Annotated in this window: 15 protein-coding genes; 4 read left to right on the plus strand and 11 right to left on the minus strand. The window is 74.0% G+C overall.

Annotated elements, in window-relative coordinates; translation table 11 throughout:
* Positions 1-8: 8 nt before the first annotated feature.
* The 4 genes from ABFT23_RS04410 to ABFT23_RS04425 all read right to left on the minus strand — a co-directional run bounded on the left by ABFT23_RS04410 (position 9) and on the right by ABFT23_RS04425 (position 3,919).
* Positions 9-1,487 carry a sodium/solute symporter gene (locus ABFT23_RS04410; protein ID WP_347892874.1) on the minus strand — a complete coding sequence of 493 codons (1,479 nt, stop codon included), beginning with the start codon at positions 1,485-1,487 and terminating at the stop codon, positions 9-11.
* Between the two features lie 15 nt (positions 1,488-1,502).
* Entirely contained in the window at positions 1,503-1,850 is a 348-nt protein-coding gene (locus tag ABFT23_RS04415; protein ID WP_347892876.1) for a DUF485 domain-containing protein, read from the minus strand.
* Positions 1,851-1,986: 136 nt separating this feature from the next.
* Entirely contained in the window at positions 1,987-2,709 is a 723-nt protein-coding gene (locus ABFT23_RS04420) for a LytR/AlgR family response regulator transcription factor (protein WP_347892877.1), read from the minus strand.
* 94 nt (positions 2,710-2,803) lie between these two features.
* Complete coding sequence (locus tag ABFT23_RS04425; RefSeq protein ID WP_347892878.1) at positions 2,804-3,919, minus strand: sensor histidine kinase; 1,116 nt, start codon at positions 3,917-3,919, stop codon at positions 2,804-2,806.
* 69 nt (positions 3,920-3,988) lie between these two features.
* On the opposite strand from ABFT23_RS04425, the gene ABFT23_RS04430 reads away from it, so the two are divergent.
* On the plus strand, positions 3,989-5,323 hold the full coding sequence (locus tag ABFT23_RS04430) for a hypothetical protein (protein ID WP_347892879.1): 1,335 nt from the start codon (positions 3,989-3,991) through the stop codon (positions 5,321-5,323).
* Between the two features lie 95 nt (positions 5,324-5,418).
* Positions 5,419-6,834 (plus strand): glycosyltransferase, encoded by a 1,416-nt coding sequence (locus tag ABFT23_RS04435; protein ID WP_347892880.1) that lies wholly within the window; start codon positions 5,419-5,421, stop codon positions 6,832-6,834.
* 54 nt (positions 6,835-6,888) lie between these two features.
* On the opposite strand, the gene ABFT23_RS04440 is transcribed toward ABFT23_RS04435, so the two are convergent.
* From ABFT23_RS04440 to ABFT23_RS04450, 3 genes are all read right to left on the minus strand, one after another.
* On the minus strand, positions 6,889-7,923 hold the full coding sequence (locus ABFT23_RS04440) for a hypothetical protein (protein ID WP_347892881.1): 1,035 nt from the start codon (positions 7,921-7,923) through the stop codon (positions 6,889-6,891).
* A 30-nt stretch (positions 7,924-7,953) separates the two neighbouring features.
* Positions 7,954-9,321 (minus strand): glycosyltransferase, encoded by a 1,368-nt coding sequence (locus ABFT23_RS04445; protein ID WP_347892882.1) that lies wholly within the window; start codon positions 9,319-9,321, stop codon positions 7,954-7,956.
* Between the two features lie 76 nt (positions 9,322-9,397).
* Entirely contained in the window at positions 9,398-10,321 is a 924-nt protein-coding gene (locus tag ABFT23_RS04450; RefSeq protein WP_347892883.1) for a class I SAM-dependent methyltransferase, read from the minus strand.
* 90 nt (positions 10,322-10,411) lie between these two features.
* Here ABFT23_RS04450 and ABFT23_RS04455 point away from each other — a divergent pair, with 90 nt between their 5' ends.
* The gene (locus ABFT23_RS04455) at positions 10,412-11,131 is read left to right on the plus strand and encodes a Fic family protein (RefSeq protein WP_347892884.1); all 720 of its coding nucleotides are present in this window, start codon (positions 10,412-10,414) and stop codon (positions 11,129-11,131) included.
* Positions 11,132-11,399: 268 nt separating this feature from the next.
* Here ABFT23_RS04455 and ABFT23_RS04460 read toward each other — a convergent pair whose 3' ends face one another.
* Genes ABFT23_RS04460 through ABFT23_RS04475 form a run of 4 tightly spaced genes read right to left on the minus strand, consistent with a single transcriptional unit; the run spans position 11,400 to position 14,154 of the window.
* The gene (locus ABFT23_RS04460; RefSeq protein WP_347892886.1) at positions 11,400-11,756 is read right to left on the minus strand and encodes a hypothetical protein; all 357 of its coding nucleotides are present in this window, start codon (positions 11,754-11,756) and stop codon (positions 11,400-11,402) included.
* Between the two features lie 19 nt (positions 11,757-11,775).
* Positions 11,776-13,149, minus strand: a complete 1,374-nt coding sequence (locus ABFT23_RS04465) for a hypothetical protein (RefSeq protein ID WP_347892887.1) — start codon at positions 13,147-13,149, stop codon at positions 11,776-11,778.
* Positions 13,150-13,171: 22 nt separating this feature from the next.
* On the minus strand, positions 13,172-13,699 hold the full coding sequence (locus ABFT23_RS04470) for a hypothetical protein (protein WP_347892888.1): 528 nt from the start codon (positions 13,697-13,699) through the stop codon (positions 13,172-13,174).
* 59 nt (positions 13,700-13,758) lie between these two features.
* Positions 13,759-14,154: a MerR family DNA-binding transcriptional regulator gene (locus ABFT23_RS04475; RefSeq protein ID WP_347892889.1), complete on the minus strand. Its 396-nt coding sequence runs from the start codon at positions 14,152-14,154 to the stop codon at positions 13,759-13,761.
* 57 nt (positions 14,155-14,211) lie between these two features.
* On the opposite strand from ABFT23_RS04475, the gene ABFT23_RS04480 reads away from it, so the two are divergent.
* Positions 14,212-15,285: an alkene reductase gene (locus ABFT23_RS04480; protein WP_347892890.1), complete on the plus strand. Its 1,074-nt coding sequence runs from the start codon at positions 14,212-14,214 to the stop codon at positions 15,283-15,285.
* Positions 15,286-15,294: the final 9 nt, after the last annotated feature.

A 15,294-nucleotide genomic window follows, 5' to 3' on the forward strand; every position in this document is an offset into this window, starting at 1 on the left:
CCCGCCGCCTAGGAGCGGTCGAGGTCGAGGTTCTCCGGCGTGTGCAGCCGCACCATGAACCGCCGGGCGTGCGCGGGCGCCGTCGTCCGGCGCGAGACCAGCACCATCACGGCGAAGGCGAGCGGCACCGACCACGCGGCGGGCTGACCGACGACGACGTCGAACCAGCCCTCGCTGCTCTCGTGGGCCAGGGTGTAGCCGACGGCGGCGACCGAGCCGGCCCCGCCGACGAGCAGCCCGGCGACGGCGCCCGCCGCGGTGAGCCCGCGCCACCAGATGCCCAGCACCAGGAGCGGACAGAAGGTCGAGGCGGCGACGGCGAAGGCGAGACCGACGGCGCGCGCGACGCCGACGTCGGGCAGGGCGAGCGCCGCGACGAGCGGGACGCCGACCGCGGCGGCCGCGGCGACGCGGAACGCCGTCACCTCGGGCAGCCGACGCGTCGTGACGTCCTGCGTGAGCACGCCGGCGACGGCGATCGCGAGACCCGACGACGTGGACAGGAAGGCCGCGAACGCCCCCGCGGTGACGAGCCCGGTGAGCACGTCGCCGAGCGGCCCCGGCGTGATCAACCGGGGCAGGTCGAGCACGAGGGTGTCGCTGCTGGCCGGATCGGCGCCGTAGGCCCGGCCGAGCGCGGCGTACAGCGGCGGCAGCACGTAGAACACGCCGAGCAGCGCGAGCACCACGAGCGTCGTCCGGCGGGCGGCGCGGCCGTCGGGGTTGGTGTAGAACCGCACGACCACGTGCGGCAGGCCCATCGTGCCGAGGAACGTCGCGATCACGAGCGAGTACGTCGTGTAGAGACCCTGCGCGCCGGCGCCGCCGAGCGGCACCGACCAGGCCGCCGCCGTCGCGCTTTCGCCGGACACGTTGTCCTGTGCGTAGATCACCAGCAGGACGGCGATCGGCACGAGCAGCGCGGTGAGCTTGAGCCAGTACTGGAAGGCCTGCACGAACGTGATGCTGCGCATGCCGCCCGAGCCGACGTTGACCAGCACCACCAGCCCGACGACGACCGGGCCCACCCACCGCGGCGCGTCGATCGCCGCCGCGAGCGTGATGCCGGCGCCCTCGAACTGCGGCAGCAGGTAGAGCCAGCCGATGGCGACGACCAGCACGCTGCAGGTGTTGCGCACCGAGCGCGAGCCCAGGCGGGCCTCGGCGAAGTCGGGCAGCGTGTAGGCGCCGCTGCGGCGCAGCGGCGCGGCGACGAGCACCAGCAGCACGAGGTAGCCCGCCGTCCAGCCGATCGGGTACCAGAGCATCTCGGCGCCGAACGTCAGCAGCAGCCCGGCGACACCGAGGAACGAGGCGGCCGAGAGGTACTCGCCGCCGATCGCGCTCGCGTTGAGACCGGGCCGCACGGTGCGCGAGGCCACGAAGAAGTCGGACGTCGTGCGCGAGAACCGCAGCCCCCACGTGCCGATCGCCAGCGTGGCCAGGGTGACCGCGACGACGGCGACGAAGCCGGGCGCGGTGCTCATCGGCGGCTCACCGGGTCACCGCTCGAGCTCCTCGACCAGCTCGGCGAAGTGCCGCTCGTTGCGCTCGGCCCGCACGACGTAGCGCCAGCCGAGCAGCACCAGCCACGGGTAGACCAGCCCGCCGAGCACCAGCCACACCAGCGGCACCCCGGCCAGCCGGACGGCGTCCAGGCCGGGCGCGAGGAAGAACACCAGCGGCAGGCTGCCGACCGTGAGCGCCAGGAGGCCCAGGATCCGTGCGGCCAGCACCAGCTGCTCGCGCAGCAGGCTGCCGAGGTAGACCCGGCCGAGCGGCGTCTCGTCGTCGATGTCGCCCGTGCGCGGTCGCGGTCGGGGCCGCGCCTGCCGGTCGGGTCCGGTCACCCGCACCCGGCGTGACGGCCCCGCCTCCGGACCCGACGCACTCATCGGTGCCCCCGCGGCGGTAGTCCCTGACGATCTCGTCGCTCTCGCGGCCGAAAAGCGACGATGTCGTCCGGGACTATCCCGGCGGCGGCGCTCACGAGGACTCACCCCGCCGCAGCAGCCGGTCGCGGAGGTCGCGGGTGTTGCGGCGGCTGACGACCAGCTCGACGCCGGCCTCGGGCGGGCCGACGACGACGCTGCAGCGCCCGGCGTCCATGCGCACCTGCGAGACGTGGTCGAGCGCGACCAGCACCGAGCGGTGGATGCGCACGAAGCCCGCGTCGGCCCACTCCTCCTCGAGGGTCGACAGCGGCACCCGCACGAGGTGGTGGTCGGACGCCGTGTGCAACCGCGCGTAGTCGCCCTGCGCCTCGACGTGCGTGACGGCCGAGCGGGCGACGAAGCGGGTGACCCCGCCGCGCTCGACCGGGATCTGCACGTCGGACGACGCCGCCGGCGCCCGGTCGCCGCCGTCGACGACCCGGCGCACGGCCTCGGCGAGCCGCTCGGCGCGCACCGGCTTGAGCACGTAGTCGACCGCCTGCAGGTCGAACGCCTCGACCGCGTGCGCCTCGTGGGCGGTGACGAACACGATCGGCGGCGGCTGCTTGAACCGGCTCAGCACCTCGGCGAGCTCGAGCCCGGTGAACCCGGGCATCTGGATGTCGAGGAAGACGCAGTCGACGTCGCCGTCGCGCAGCACCCGCAGGCCGTCGGTGGCGGAGTCGCAGGTGCGCACCGACGCGACCCGCTCGTCGCGTGAGAGGAGGTACTCCAGCTCGGACAGCGAGGGTCGCTCGTCGTCGACCACCAACACGCGCAAGCCTCTGGCAGGGGTGCTCATGCGGGGTCCCCGCCGCGTTGTTCGACGGAGGAGCGAAGCGGGGGAGTCGAAGAACGTGGTGGGGTGCTCATGCCGACACCCCTGCCGCGAACTTCGGCACCCGGACGACGACCTTCGTGCCCGCGCCGGGCGCCGTCTCGACCACGAGCCCGTAGTCGTCGCCGTAGGTGGCGCGCAGCCGAGCGTCGACGTTGCCGAGCCCGACCGACTCCGACGAGGTGTCGCCGGCCAGCACGCGACGGACCTTCTCCGGGTCCTCGCCGGCGCCGTCGTCCTCGACCTCGATGACGGCGTCCTGGCCGCGGTCGAACGCCGTGATGCGCACGTGGCCGGTGCGGGCGACCCCCTCGAGCCCGTGCTGCACGGCGTTCTCGACGAGCGGCTGCACGCACAGGAACGGGACGGCGACCGTGAGCACCTCCGGCGCGACGCTGAGCGTCACGCGGAGCCGGTCGCCGAAGCGGGCCTGCTCGAGCAGCAGGTAGCGCTCGATCGAGCGGAGCTCCTCGGCGAGGGTCGTGTAGTCGCCGTGGCGACGGAACGAGTAGCGGGTGAAGTCGGCGAACTCGAGCAGCAGCTCGCGGGCCCGGTCGGGGTCGGTGCGCACGAAGCTGGCGATGGCGCCGAGCGAGTTGTAGATGAAGTGCGGGCTGATCTGGGCCCGTAGCGCGCGCACCTCGGCCTCGGCGAGCCGGCTGCGCGAGAGCTCGAGCTCGGCGAGCGCGAGCTGGCTCGAGACCCAGGTGGCGACCTCGTCGGTGGCCCGGGCGAGCCCCGCGGTCTGGTAGGGCGCGAACGCCGCGAGCGTGCCGACGATGCGGTCGTCGACGACGAGCGGGCTCACCACCGCCGTCCGGACCTCGCAGCCGGAGCGGCCGCAGACCAGGTCGCCGCGGTCGAAGCTGCGCGTACGCCCGCGCTCGAGCGTGGCGCGCAGCAGCGTGGGCACCTGGGTGTCGTGGTGGCCGCCGACGCCGTCCCAGGCCAGGCAGCCGGTGGTGTCGGTGACCGAGAGCGCCGGGGTGCCGAGCAGGGCGCGCAGGTGGCCGGCGGCCCGCTCGGCGCTGGTCTGGGTGAGGCCCTCGCGCAGCGCCGGCGCGGCGAGCGAAGCGCGGTGCAGCGTGCGGAACGTGGCGCGGTCGGCCTCGGTGCCGAGGTGTGTGCGCCGCCACAGCCGTGCCATGACCCTCATCCGACCACACCCGGCGTCGGCCCGTGTCAACAGCGGCGGCCTCGTCGCCGTTGGGGGAGCATGACCCTCCTCCTCACGACCGCGGCGGCCCGGGCCGTCGTCCTCGGCCTGGCCGCCGGCGCGCTGTGCGTCGTCCCGTCCACCGCGGCGCAGGCCGGGCCGGTGCTGTGCCAGGGCCAGGTGGCCACCATCGTCGGCGTGGGCACCGAGACGGTCACGGGCACCGAGGGGGACGACGTCATCGTCGGCGCGGGGACCATCGAGGCCCTCGGGGGCGACGACACCATCTGTGCCGGTGGCCCTTGGGTCTACGCCGGTGAGGGCGACGACTCGGTGACCACGGACGGCTCGGTGCCCGAGCACGTCGTCTGGCTGGGGCCGGGCGACGACCGCTTCGTCGGCGGCCCGACGCGCGACGTCGTCGGGCTCGACCTCCCGCGCAAGTGGGTTCTCCAGGAGTGGATCGACTACAACGACCCGGACACCGCCGACCGTGCCCTCGACGACTACCAGGGCGACGACGTCATCTCCACCGGCGCGGGTGACGACGAGGTCTTCGTCGGGTCGTGGGAGTCGCCGCAGCAGGGCGACCGCGTCGACCTCGGCCCGGGCGACGACGTCGTCCGCGTGGCCGGAGCCGGCATGGATGCCGGAGCGGCGATCGATGGGGGACCGGGGCGCGACCAGGTCGAGTTCCGCCTGGCGACCCTCGGCCCACACGTGCTCGACCTTCCCCGGCGCACCCTCACGGTCGCCGGGCGGCTCGCCGCGCCGACCGGCAGCGCCGTCGAGGTGCACGGCGTGCGGGCTGGTCGCGTCGACGTCGTCGGGACGGCCGGACCGGACACCGTGCACCTGGACGCCGGTGGCGGAGACGTCTCGATGCGGGCGGGCGACGACGTCGTGCGCTACAGCCGCTCGCTGCCCCGCGGCCGTCTCGACGCCGGCGCCGGCCGGGACCGGCTCGAGGTCGTCAACACCGAGGTGCGGGTCGATCTGGCACGCGGGCGGGCGTCCTCGCTCCTCCGACCCGGGGTGCTGCTCCTGCGGCTGCAGTCGGTCGCCGACGTGACGACCAGCAAGCGGGCCATGATCGTCGGGGACGCCCGTGCCAATCGCATCACCCTCCACTGCGGGCGCGTGCGAGCCGGCGGAGGGGCCGACGTCGTCCGGCAGGCCGGAGCACGCGGCGCGTGGCTCGACCTGCTCGGCGAGCTGTCCTCGGCCCCGGCGTCCTGTCGCGGACTCGTGGTCCATGGCGGCCCCGGCCGCGACCGCATCGTCGGCTCGCTCGGCGACGACGACCTCAGCGGTGGCCCTGGCCGTGACCGGGTCGACGGGCGAGCCGGGCGTGACCGGTGCGTGGCCGAGCGCCGGGTGCGCTGCGAGCGGTGAGGGGACGACGCGGCCCGACCCGCGGCGATGGGCCGACCTCGGCCGTCGGCGCGTCCAGAGTGCCGGCGGCGACCGGCAGCACGACCGGCAGCATCGTGTCCGCGTACGGGCGAGTGCGGCTCGAGGGCGGTGGCAAGACGGTGGCGATGCTGGCGCGCAACCGGATGATCACCACCCGGTTGGCGATCCCGACCACCGTGCTGACCTTCGACTCCTCGCCGTCGTATGCCGCGGTCCGTGACGGTCTCCTCGAGCGCGGCGACCTCGCGCCCGGCATGCAGCTGCTCAACACCTACGAGTGGTACCGCGACACCGCCCGACCTGAGACCGGCGAGGATGTCGAGGCCGGCGAGCGTGGCGGGGGTGGTCGCCTGGTCGACCTCGCCCACCTCGAGCCCGTGGACACTCCGCATCCCGACGGCAGCGTGCACCGCACCGAGTACCTCGACGAGGCGGGCACCGTCGTGGCACGTGACTACCGCCGCCACGACGGCAGCGTCTACGTCCGCATCGCCCAGGACGCGCCACGGGCCCAGCTGGTCGACCCCGACGGCGTCGTGGTCCGCTCGTTCCCCGGCGTTCCCGCCTGGCGCCGGCACTGGCTGCGCACCCTCGTGCGTCAGCAGCACACCAGCGGGCACACCAGCGGGCAGACCGTCGTGGTCACCGACACCGACACCGTGCTGCGCGAGCTGTGGCAGGTCGAGGCCGACGTCCGGTTCGTGCACGTGCTCCACGAGGTCCACGTGCAGATGACCGGCGAGCCCCCGGCCAGCGCCCCGATCCGCCCGAGCCTGCAACCGGTCCTCGACCAGCTCGAGCGCCTCGACCGGCTCGTCGTGCTCAGCGAGGTGCAGCGCGACGACGTCGTCGTCCGGCTGCCCCCGGTGCTGCGCGACCGGGTCGTCGTCCTGCCCCTCGACACGGAGACCGCACCCCCGCTCGACGCGAAGGGCGTCCCTGCGACGGTCGCCCCACGAGCGCGGGCCGGCTTCGTGATGCTGGGCCGTCTCACCCCGGTCAAGGCGGTGCACGAGGCGGTCGAGGTCTTCGCCCTCGTCGTCGCCCACCGCCCCGAGGCCCGCCTCGACGTCTACGGCGAAGGCCCCCTGCGCCCCGAGCTCGAACAGCTCATCACCCAACGCGGCCTCGCGAACCACGTCAGGCTCCGCGGCTTCGACGAGACCGCCCGCGACCGCCTCCACGAGGCCACCGCCTACGTCCTGACCAGCAGCAAGGAGACCTTCGGCCTGGCTGCACTCGAGGCCCTCGGCCGTGGCTGCCCCGTCGTCGCCTACGACGTCCCCTACGCCCCAGCACGCATCCACGACGGCGTCGACGGCTTCCGCGTCCCACCCGGCGACCGACAGGCCATGGCCGAACGCATCATCACCATGATCGACGACCCCGACCTCGTCCAGCGCATGTCCGAGGCCAGCCACGCCGCCGCCCGACGCTACGAACCCGCCCGCGTGGCCGAGGAGTGGCGCACCCTGCTCGCCGGCCTCTGACAGCGCCGGGCTCACGACCGTCGCGTCCGCTGCCGGGACGGTCGGGCTCAGCGGTCAGGTCGGGGTCGGTCGCTCGCTCGCGTCGCGCAGGTCGCCCAGCACCCGGCCCATCGCCTGGCCGGCCGCGGCGAACAGCTCCAGCGGCGTGACGTGCGAGGGATGTCGCCCTCGGGGCGCGGCCGGCCCGATCAGCTCGTGCGGGTCGCCCGTCAGCGACCACCCGGCCGCAGCGATGGCGCGCACGGTCGCGGCGGCACGATCGCGGACGGCGGCGTGGTCGTCGGCCCGGAGCGCGATCGGCTCGCGCGGCATCGAGCGGAGGACGTCGTGACTGACGTAGCGCTGGAGCCAGCGGTACCGGGCGTGCACGTCGTCCCCGTCGCGATGCATCCCGGAGGCCAGGCCCGGGCCGACCTCCTGCAGGAGACGTGCGGCGACGACGCCGAGGGTCTCGTTCGACGAGCGGTCGGACGGCACCACCGCGGCGTCCGGGAGACGGGCGGCACGGCAGAACCGCCTCCAGAGCTCGAGGGGACCGCCGCCGGAGGGGGCCACGACGACGTGGATGCGGTCCGCCGGCACGTGCGCGGCCCAGGACCGCGCCGCGAGGACGGGATCGAGGCTGCTCCAGCCCCATCGGGCACGGGGTCGGTCCATCCGGGTCACGAAGTGGTCGAGGTCGTCCCCCCGGCCGGTCTTGAGCACCTCCTGCCACGCAGCGGGTACGAGGCGGGTGAAGTCGCGGGTGGTCACGACGACCTCGACCCGGACCGGGCCGCACCGGTCGCGCACGGCCTCGAGCAGGCGGGCGACGTGGTCGGGTCCGGCGAGCACCAGCCACTCCTCGCTCAGCACCGCCGTGCCCGGGTGCGCGGCGAGCTCGTCGAGCACGCGCGTCATCAACGACCCGGGTGCACCGTCGAGGCCGGTGACGATCTCCGAGCGCATGCGGACCCGGTCGACGCCCCCGGAGTTGGGCACCAGGACGCCGGCGTCGCGGAGCTCGCGGTGGCTGGTCCGTAGCAGCGACTGCAGGTAGGTCGTCCCGGTCTTCGGCGTCCCGATGTGCAGCACGAGACGGTCCACCATGACCGCAACCTATCGAACCGTCCGGGCCGGTCAGAGGTCGGCGAGCAGCGAGCGCCACTCCTCGACCACCCGGGCCGGAGCGTAGCGCTCGGCAGCCTCGTGGCTCGCCGTCGCCATGCTCTGCACGAGGTCGGGATCGTCGATCATGGTGACGATGCGGTCGGCCATGGCCTGCCGGTCGCCGGGCGGGACGCGGAAGCCGTCGACGCCGTCGCGGATGCGGGACGGCGCGTAGGGCACGTCGTAGGCCACCACCGGGCACCCGCGTCCCAGCGCCTCCAGGGCGGCCAGGCCGAAGGTCTCCTTGCTGCTGGTCAGCACGTAGGCCGTGGCCTCGGAGAGGCGGTCGCGGGCGGTGCCGTCGAAACCTCGGAGCACCACGTGCGTCTCGAGGCCGCGCTCGGCGATGAGGCGCTCGAGCTCGTCGCGCAGCGGCCCTTCGCCGTAGACGTCGAGGCGGGCCTCCGGACGGCGTGCGACGACCAGGGCGAAGACCTCGATCGCCTCGTGCACCGCCTTCATCGGAGCGAGGCGGCCCAGCATCACGAAGCTCGCCCGCGCCCGTCTGGTGACCGTCGGCGGGACGGTCTCCATGTCGAGCGGCAGGACGACGACCCGATCGCGCAGCGCTGCGGGCAGCCGGACGACGACGTCGTCGCGCTGCACCTCGCTGAGCACGACGAGCCGGTCGAGGCGCTCGAGCTGGTCGAGGACCGGTTGCAGGCTCGGGCGGATCGGGGCGCTAGCCGGGGGCTCGCCGGTCATCTGCACGTGCACCTCGTGCAGCACGTGCACGAACCGCACGTCGGCGTCGACCTGCCACAGCTCCCTCAGGACGGTGTCGGTGTCGGTGACCACGACCGTCTGGCCGATCGTGCCCTGCTGCTGCACGAGCGTGCGCAGCCAGTGCCGGCGCCACGCGGGCACGCCGGGGAACGACCGGACGATCTCGCCGTCGGGGTCGACCAGCTGCGCTCGCGGTGCCTCCTGCGCGATGCGCACGTAGACGCTCCCGTCGCTGCGCCGGTAGTCACGGGCCACCACGTCGCCGGATCCGTCGAGGTACTCGGTGCGGTGGACGCTGCCGTCGGGGTGCGGGCTGTCGACGGGGGTCAGATGACCGAGGTCGTCGAGCCGACCGCCCTCGACCGTCTCGGGCCGGGCGGCCTCGCGGTACCACTCGTAGGTGTTGAGCAGCTGCATGCCGGGCACGAGGTCGCCGCGCTCGAGGAGACCGGCGCGGACCGCTGCGTAGGACGGCGAGGCGTCGAAGGTCAGCACGGTGCTGGGGATGCCCAGCCGGGTGGTGATCATGCGGTTGCGCGCCAGCATGGCCACGGTCTTGCCACCGCCCTCGAGCCGCACTCGCCCGTACGCGGACACCATGCTGCCGGTCATGACGGACAGGCTAACGATGCCGCCGGAGCCGCGGCCGGCAGCACCGGCGGGCTCGTCGGCTCAGCGGCTCAGCGGCTCAGCGGAAGTCGATGAGCAGCGTGCCGGTGTCGTCGAGACCCGCGGCGACGCGCGGGATCGTGTCGGCGGAGTCGTGCATCGGGTCGTCGCCGGCGAGCGCGATCGGCACGGTCGGCTCGAACGGTGGCTCCACCGGCTCGGGCTCGACGGCCACCGGCTCGGGACGGTCGGCGACGACCGTGCGGTAGCAGCGGGTCAGGTAGGGCAGCTGCATGCCGTCCATGCCGCGGCCGTAGTCGTCGTAGAGCGCGAGGACGTCGGCCAGCAGCTGCTCGCGGGCGGCGTCGTCCAGCACGGCGACGTTCGAGCGCGACCGGGCGAGGTCCTGGATGGAGCGGCGATCGACGACCTGCCAGTGCTTGAACGAGGCCTCGTCGACCTCGGCGAACTCCTCGAGGCCCGACAGCGTGGTGGCCACGGTGGCGGTGGTGTCCTGGGTGCCGATGATGCGGCCGAGCCGGCGCACCCACGGGATGCGCTCGTCGCGCACGTTCCACGCGGCCGCGAGGTGGCCGCCCGGGCGCAGCACGCGGGCGATCTCGGCGAAGGCCGTCTCGGGGTCGAACCAGTGCAGGCACTGCGCGGCGACGACGACGTCGACCGAGCGGTCGGCCAGCGGGATCTCCTCCGCGCCGGTGCGCGAGGTGCGGACGCCGGGCAGCCGGTCGCGCAGGATCGCCAGCATGTGCTCGTCGGGCTCGGTGGCGTGCACGTCGTGGCCGAGGGCGACGAGGCGCTCGGTCAGCTTGCCGGTGCCGGCGCCGAGCTCGAGCACCGAGAGCGGGCGGTCGTCGGTGCCGCCGCGGAGGTCGGTGCCGAGGAGCCAGGACACGGCGTCGTCGGGGTAGGACGGCCGGCCACGGTCGTAGGCGTCGGCCACCCCGCCGAAGGAGCGCGCGCGGCGCTGCAGGTCGTCGTCCATGGCTGTCCATGGTACGGCCGGGACCGGCGTCGTCGGGCTCGACGCGCTGGCGCCCGAGCGGCGAGCAGCCGTGATCAGTAACGTGGCGGCGTGAGCGCGGACCCGTTGGCCTGGCTGGTGACCCTCGAGGGCGTCCCCTCGGCCTACGCGGCGGCGCGCGACTCCATCGACACGGTGCTCCGCGACCGCGGCCTGCGGCGGACGACGCCCGAGACCACCGCCGAGTCGTTGCTGCGCGGCGCCCACGCCAGCGCCGTGCTCGAGGGTTCGACGTCGTCGCTCGACGAGGTGCGCGCCGGCACCGCCGACGCGATCGCCGCCGACAGCGTGCGCGTCTCGACCGAGCTGCTCTCGCTCGTGCCGACGGTGGGGCGCTCGCCGCTGCAGGCCCTCGCGCGGGTGCACGCGCTCGCCGGCGCCGCATCGGTCGACCCCGAGCGACTCGGTCGCCCCCGCGACCCCGAGTCGGCCGCCCGGCTGCGCGACATCGCCTCGGTGCTCACCTCCACCACCGAGGCCCCGGCCCTGCTGGTGGCGGGTCTCGTGCACGCCGAGCTGGTCACCGCCGCGCCGTTCGCCTCCCACAACGGCATCGTCGCCCGCGCCGTCGAGCGGCTCGTGCTCGTCGCCCGCGGCGTCGACGCCAAGTCGCTCGTCGTCCCCGAGGCCGCCCACCTGGCCCTGCGGGCGGCGTACGAGTCGAACCTGCGCGGCTACGCCGAGGGCGGCGCGGCCGGGGTGCACGCCTGGACCCTCTACGCGGCCGAGGCGTTCTCGGCCGCGGCCGAGGCGAGTCCGGTGCGCCGCTGACCGGCCGCCTCGCCGCCGGCGCGAAAGTCAAGTCTTGTAACCGGCGTCACACCGGCGTACACATGGGACATAGCACAACTCAAGAGCAGCACGTGAGCCGGGTACCCACGCGGCGAACCACCCTTCCGACAGGGCGCCTGTCCTCGGGATGCTCCCGGGGCAGCAAGCAGAGTTGCACGCTTGGTAGCCATCGGTCTCACGTGTCAGCGGTGGCGCTCAGGTCCTCGAGACCTGGGCGCCACCTGCACGTGGTCCGTCGTCGGTCTCGTCAGGAGAGCAGCCGCCGTTGGATCTCGTGCCCGGTCGGCGGCTGCACGAGCCCGAGGTCGCCCGGGGCCACCGACGCGCCGTCGGGCGTGCGGCCGGTGAGGTAGAAGGTGACTCCGTCGGCACCCTTGCCGAGCAGCGGGCCGAGGGTGCGGCGCAGCACCCGCAGCACCTCGAGGAACGTGGCCGAGTCGGCCACCTCGACTTGCCCGGACACTGCGCCCGACGAATTTGGTTGATGGTTGTAGCGCAGCGTATGACCGGTGACGCCGGGCAGCACGCGGACGGCGTCCTTGATCGTCTCGTTGATCGCGGTCTCGCCCGGGCGACCGCCGAGCATCTTCGACAGCAGGCCCACGGCGTACCTCGTTGTCTGGCTAGGGCTGGGGCTGGCGGGTCACCGGGACGTCGATCGCGGTGGCCGACCCGGTCGGCGAGACCAGGAACGGCGCCAGCGTGGACTGGTAGTCCCGCAGGATACGACCCGCCTCGGTGTCGGAGGCCATGGCTTCGCGCACCGAGTTCGAGTACTGCGTGTGGTCGTGGTTGGTGACGACGCCGAACACGCCACCGGGGCTGTCGAGCGTGACCGCGGTGACCGGCGTGTTCGGGTTCGTGCCGTCGAGGGTCACGCCGCCGAGGTCGAGCCGGGGCACGAGGTCGAAGCGGTGCTGCACCTGCAGCGCCTCGACGCCCGGCGCGAGCGACATGTGGTCGATCGGGGCGCCGTAGGTGAGCACGTTGGTCACGCCGAACTCGCGCACGAAGGCCGGGTCGGAGGCCAGCTGGCCGGCGATGATGCCGCCCTGGCTGTGCCCGACGAGCATCACCGGGGCGCCGGGCGGGATGTCGGCTGCCGCCATCGCCGCCCGCACCGACTCGGCGGCCGCCGTCGGGTTGCCGGCCACGAGGCCGAGGTTGGCCGACAGGTCGCGCGGCTCGAGCCCGGCGGACGGCGACCACGACTCGGTGCCCGGGATCGAGACGACGTAGGCCGGGCCGGCGCCGTTGTCGACGCGGGTGATCCGGACGTCGCCCCCCTCGGCGTGGCTGCCGACCTGGTAGCTGTCGGTGACGCTCTGCATCATGCTCGCCAGGTCGGTCGGCCGCGTGACCGCCGGCCGCTCATCGGTGCCCAGGGCGGGGTCGGTGGGCACGTCGACCGGTGCTCCGGCCACGCCGGTGCCCTCGCCGAACCAGTTGCTGTCCTCGCCGTCGACCGTGTCGACCACGGTGCCGACCGCCGAGCCGAGCGTCGAGAGGGCGCTGGCCGCGATCTCCGAGACCGAGTGGTTCTCCCGACCGGTGAGCACGTCGCCGACCTTGCCGAGGAAGTCGCCCGCGTGGCCGAGGGTGCGGGTGACGCCGCTGATCGCGGCGTCGACGCGGGTGGTGATGAAGTCGCCGACCTTGCCCAGGAAGCCCAGGACGCCGCCCTGTCGGCCAGGCGTGGTCGTGGCGGCCGACGTCGTCCCGCCGCCTTGGCCGGACACGGTGTCTTGTGCCTGTGCCTCCTGCCGGATCAACAGCGCCATCTGGGCGAGCTGGGCCACCGTGCCGTCGAGGGCGGGCCGCTCCGAGCTCTGCCAGGTGTCGAAGGTCCGCTCGGCGTCGAGGCCGGTCCAGGCGAAGGAGTGCAAGGCCTGGTCGAGGCGGGTGGCGAGCTCGGCGATCTTCTGCGAGCCCTGGTCGAGCTCGACGGACGCAGCCTGCCCGGCCTCGGTGTCCATGCCCTTCATGGCGGCGCTCATGACGCGGTGCTCATGGTGGTGCTCATGACGCGCGTCGCTCGGCCTGGGAGACGAGCTCCTCGAGGGCGGCGGTGACGTCCCAGACCAGCAGGTCGGCCACGGCGCCGTCGGGGGCCGGGCTGATGGCGGTGGTGCCGTCGGACTGCGGGGTGACCGACCACAGCTCCTCGTCGGTGGCGAGCCAGGTACGCACGCTGACCTTCTCCTCGACGACGGTGGCCAGGGCGACGAAGGCGCGGCAGTCGTCGGCGAACCCGGGCCCGGGGTCGCGGTCGTCGGTGGCCGGGCGACCCTCGGGGTCGGCCTGCAGTTGGTGCATCGGCGGCAGCAGCTCGCGCACGACGGGCCAGAGCCGCTCGGTGGGGAACCTCGTCGCCTCGCCGTCCTCGACCTTGACCGACTCCTGGCCGGCGAGCGCGATGTCGACGCGGCGGGTGCGGTCGTCGTACGTCGTCACGAGGCGCAGCGCGACGGCAGGCGTCTCCGCCGAGGCGTGGGAGATCGCGCCGCCCGCCTTCTCCGCGGTGTAGCCGAGGTGGTCGTAGCTCATGGGTCGACGCTAGGAGCGCGGGCGCGCGGTGGGGAGGTGGAAGGTTCCACCTCGGAGGATCAGCCCGGGACCGAGGCCCCGAACGTGCGCTCACGGTGGTCGCGGTTGAGCACGATCAGCCGGTCGAGGGCCTCGCGGGTGCGGGTCAGCTCGTCGATGTGGGCGCTGAGCCGGTCGCGCTCGAGCACGAGGCGCTCGAAGGCGGCGTCGGAGTTGGCCTCGCTGGGGGCCGTGGCGCACGGCATCACCTCGAGGATGGTGCGGCTCGAGAGGCCCGCGGCGTACATGCGCTGCAGAAACATCACGTGGCCGACGTCGCTCTCGACGTAGTGGCGCTGCCCCGACGGGCTGCGGGTGGAGGCCAGGAGGCCCTGCTCCTCGTAGTAGCGCAGCGAGCGCACGCTCACGCCGGCCCGCTCGGCGAGCTCGCCGATGCGCATCGTGGTCGCCTGCACGTGATCTGCCTCCCAAGACTTGCCTCTGACGTCAGTGTCAGGGTTCATCGTAGGGGCATGAGCAACCTCTTCGACACCCACGACCTGTCCGGACTCCCCCTGCCCAACCGCGTGGTCATGGCCCCGATGACCCGCGTACGTGCGGCAGCCGGTGGCCTCGCGACGCCGTCCATGGCGACCTACTACGCGCAACGCGCCAGTGCCGGCCTCCTCGTCAGCGAGGGCGTGCAGCCGAGCCTGCAGGGCCAGTCGAACCCGGGCACCCCCGGGCTCCACACCGACGAGCAGGTGGCCGCGTGGCGTCCGGTCACGGACGCCGTCCACACCGCCGGCGGGCGGATCTTCGCCCAGCTCATGCACGGCGGCCGCGTCTCGCACGCCGACACCACCGGCCTGCAGCCGGTCGGGCCGTCCGCCGTCCCGGCGACCGGCCAGGTGTTCACGCCCACCGGCCTGGCCGACGCGCCCCTGCCCCGAGCCCTGGAGACCCACGAGGTGCCCGGCGAGGCGGCCTCCTACGCCGCGGCCGCGACGCGCGCCGTCGACGCCGGGTTCGACGGCGTCGAGCTGCACGGCGCCAACGGCTACCTCATCACCCAGTTCCTCTCCACCGACGCGAACCTGCGCACCGACCGCTACGGCGGCTCGGTCGCCAACCGCGTCCGCTTCGCCGTCGAGGCGGTGACCGGCGTCGTCGACGCGGTCGGGCCGGCCCGTACCGGCATCCGGCTCTCGCCCGGCTCGGGCATCTGGGGCGCCGGCGAGACCGACGTCCGCGAGACCTACCTCGCGCTCCTCGCCGAGCTCGCCCCCCTCGACCTCGCCTACGTGCACCTCGAGGCCACCACCGACGAGGACGTGCTCGTCGAGCTGCGGCGCGCCTGGCCCGGCACCATGATCGTCAACCCGGTGCACCCCGGCGGTCCGAAGCAGGCCGACCGCGAGGCCGCCGACCACTGGCTCGGCCTCGGCGCCGACCTCGTCTCCTTCGGGCGGGCCTTCATCTCCAACCCCGACCTCGTCGAGCGCCTGCGCGACCACCTGCCGCTCGCGCCCGACGACCAGGCCACCTGGTACACCGGCGGCGACCGCGGCTACATCGACTACCCGACCCACGCCGAGAGCGCGTGAGGCCCGGGC

The sequence above is a fragment of the Nocardioides secundeburneus genome (genome assembly GCF_039939255.1).
GTDB lineage: Bacteria > Actinomycetota > Actinomycetes > Propionibacteriales > Nocardioidaceae > Nocardioides.

Bases quoted from the DNA above. Each gene is read 5' to 3' on its own strand.
- ABFT23_RS04445 (WP_347892882.1), bottom strand. From the start codon at position 9,321: ATGACCGGCAGCATGGTGTCCGCGTACGGGCGAGTGCGGCTCGAGGGC.
- ABFT23_RS04440 (WP_347892881.1), bottom strand. From the start codon at position 7,923: ATGGTGGACCGTCTCGTGCTGCACATCGGGACGCCGAAGACCGGGACG.
- ABFT23_RS04470 (WP_347892888.1), bottom strand. From the start codon at position 13,699: ATGAGCTACGACCACCTCGGCTACACCGCGGAGAAGGCGGGCGGCGCG.
- ABFT23_RS04450 (WP_347892883.1), bottom strand. From the start codon at position 10,321: ATGGACGACGACCTGCAGCGCCGCGCGCGCTCCTTCGGCGGGGTGGCC.
- ABFT23_RS04430 (WP_347892879.1), top strand. From the start codon at position 3,989: ATGACCCTCCTCCTCACGACCGCGGCGGCCCGGGCCGTCGTCCTCGGC.
- ABFT23_RS04425 (WP_347892878.1), bottom strand. From the start codon at position 3,919: ATGGCACGGCTGTGGCGGCGCACACACCTCGGCACCGAGGCCGACCGC.
- ABFT23_RS04480 (WP_347892890.1), top strand. From the start codon at position 14,212: ATGAGCAACCTCTTCGACACCCACGACCTGTCCGGACTCCCCCTGCCC.
- ABFT23_RS04410 (WP_347892874.1), bottom strand. From the start codon at position 1,487: ATGAGCACCGCGCCCGGCTTCGTCGCCGTCGTCGCGGTCACCCTGGCC.
- ABFT23_RS04465 (WP_347892887.1), bottom strand. From the start codon at position 13,149: ATGAGCGCCGCCATGAAGGGCATGGACACCGAGGCCGGGCAGGCTGCG.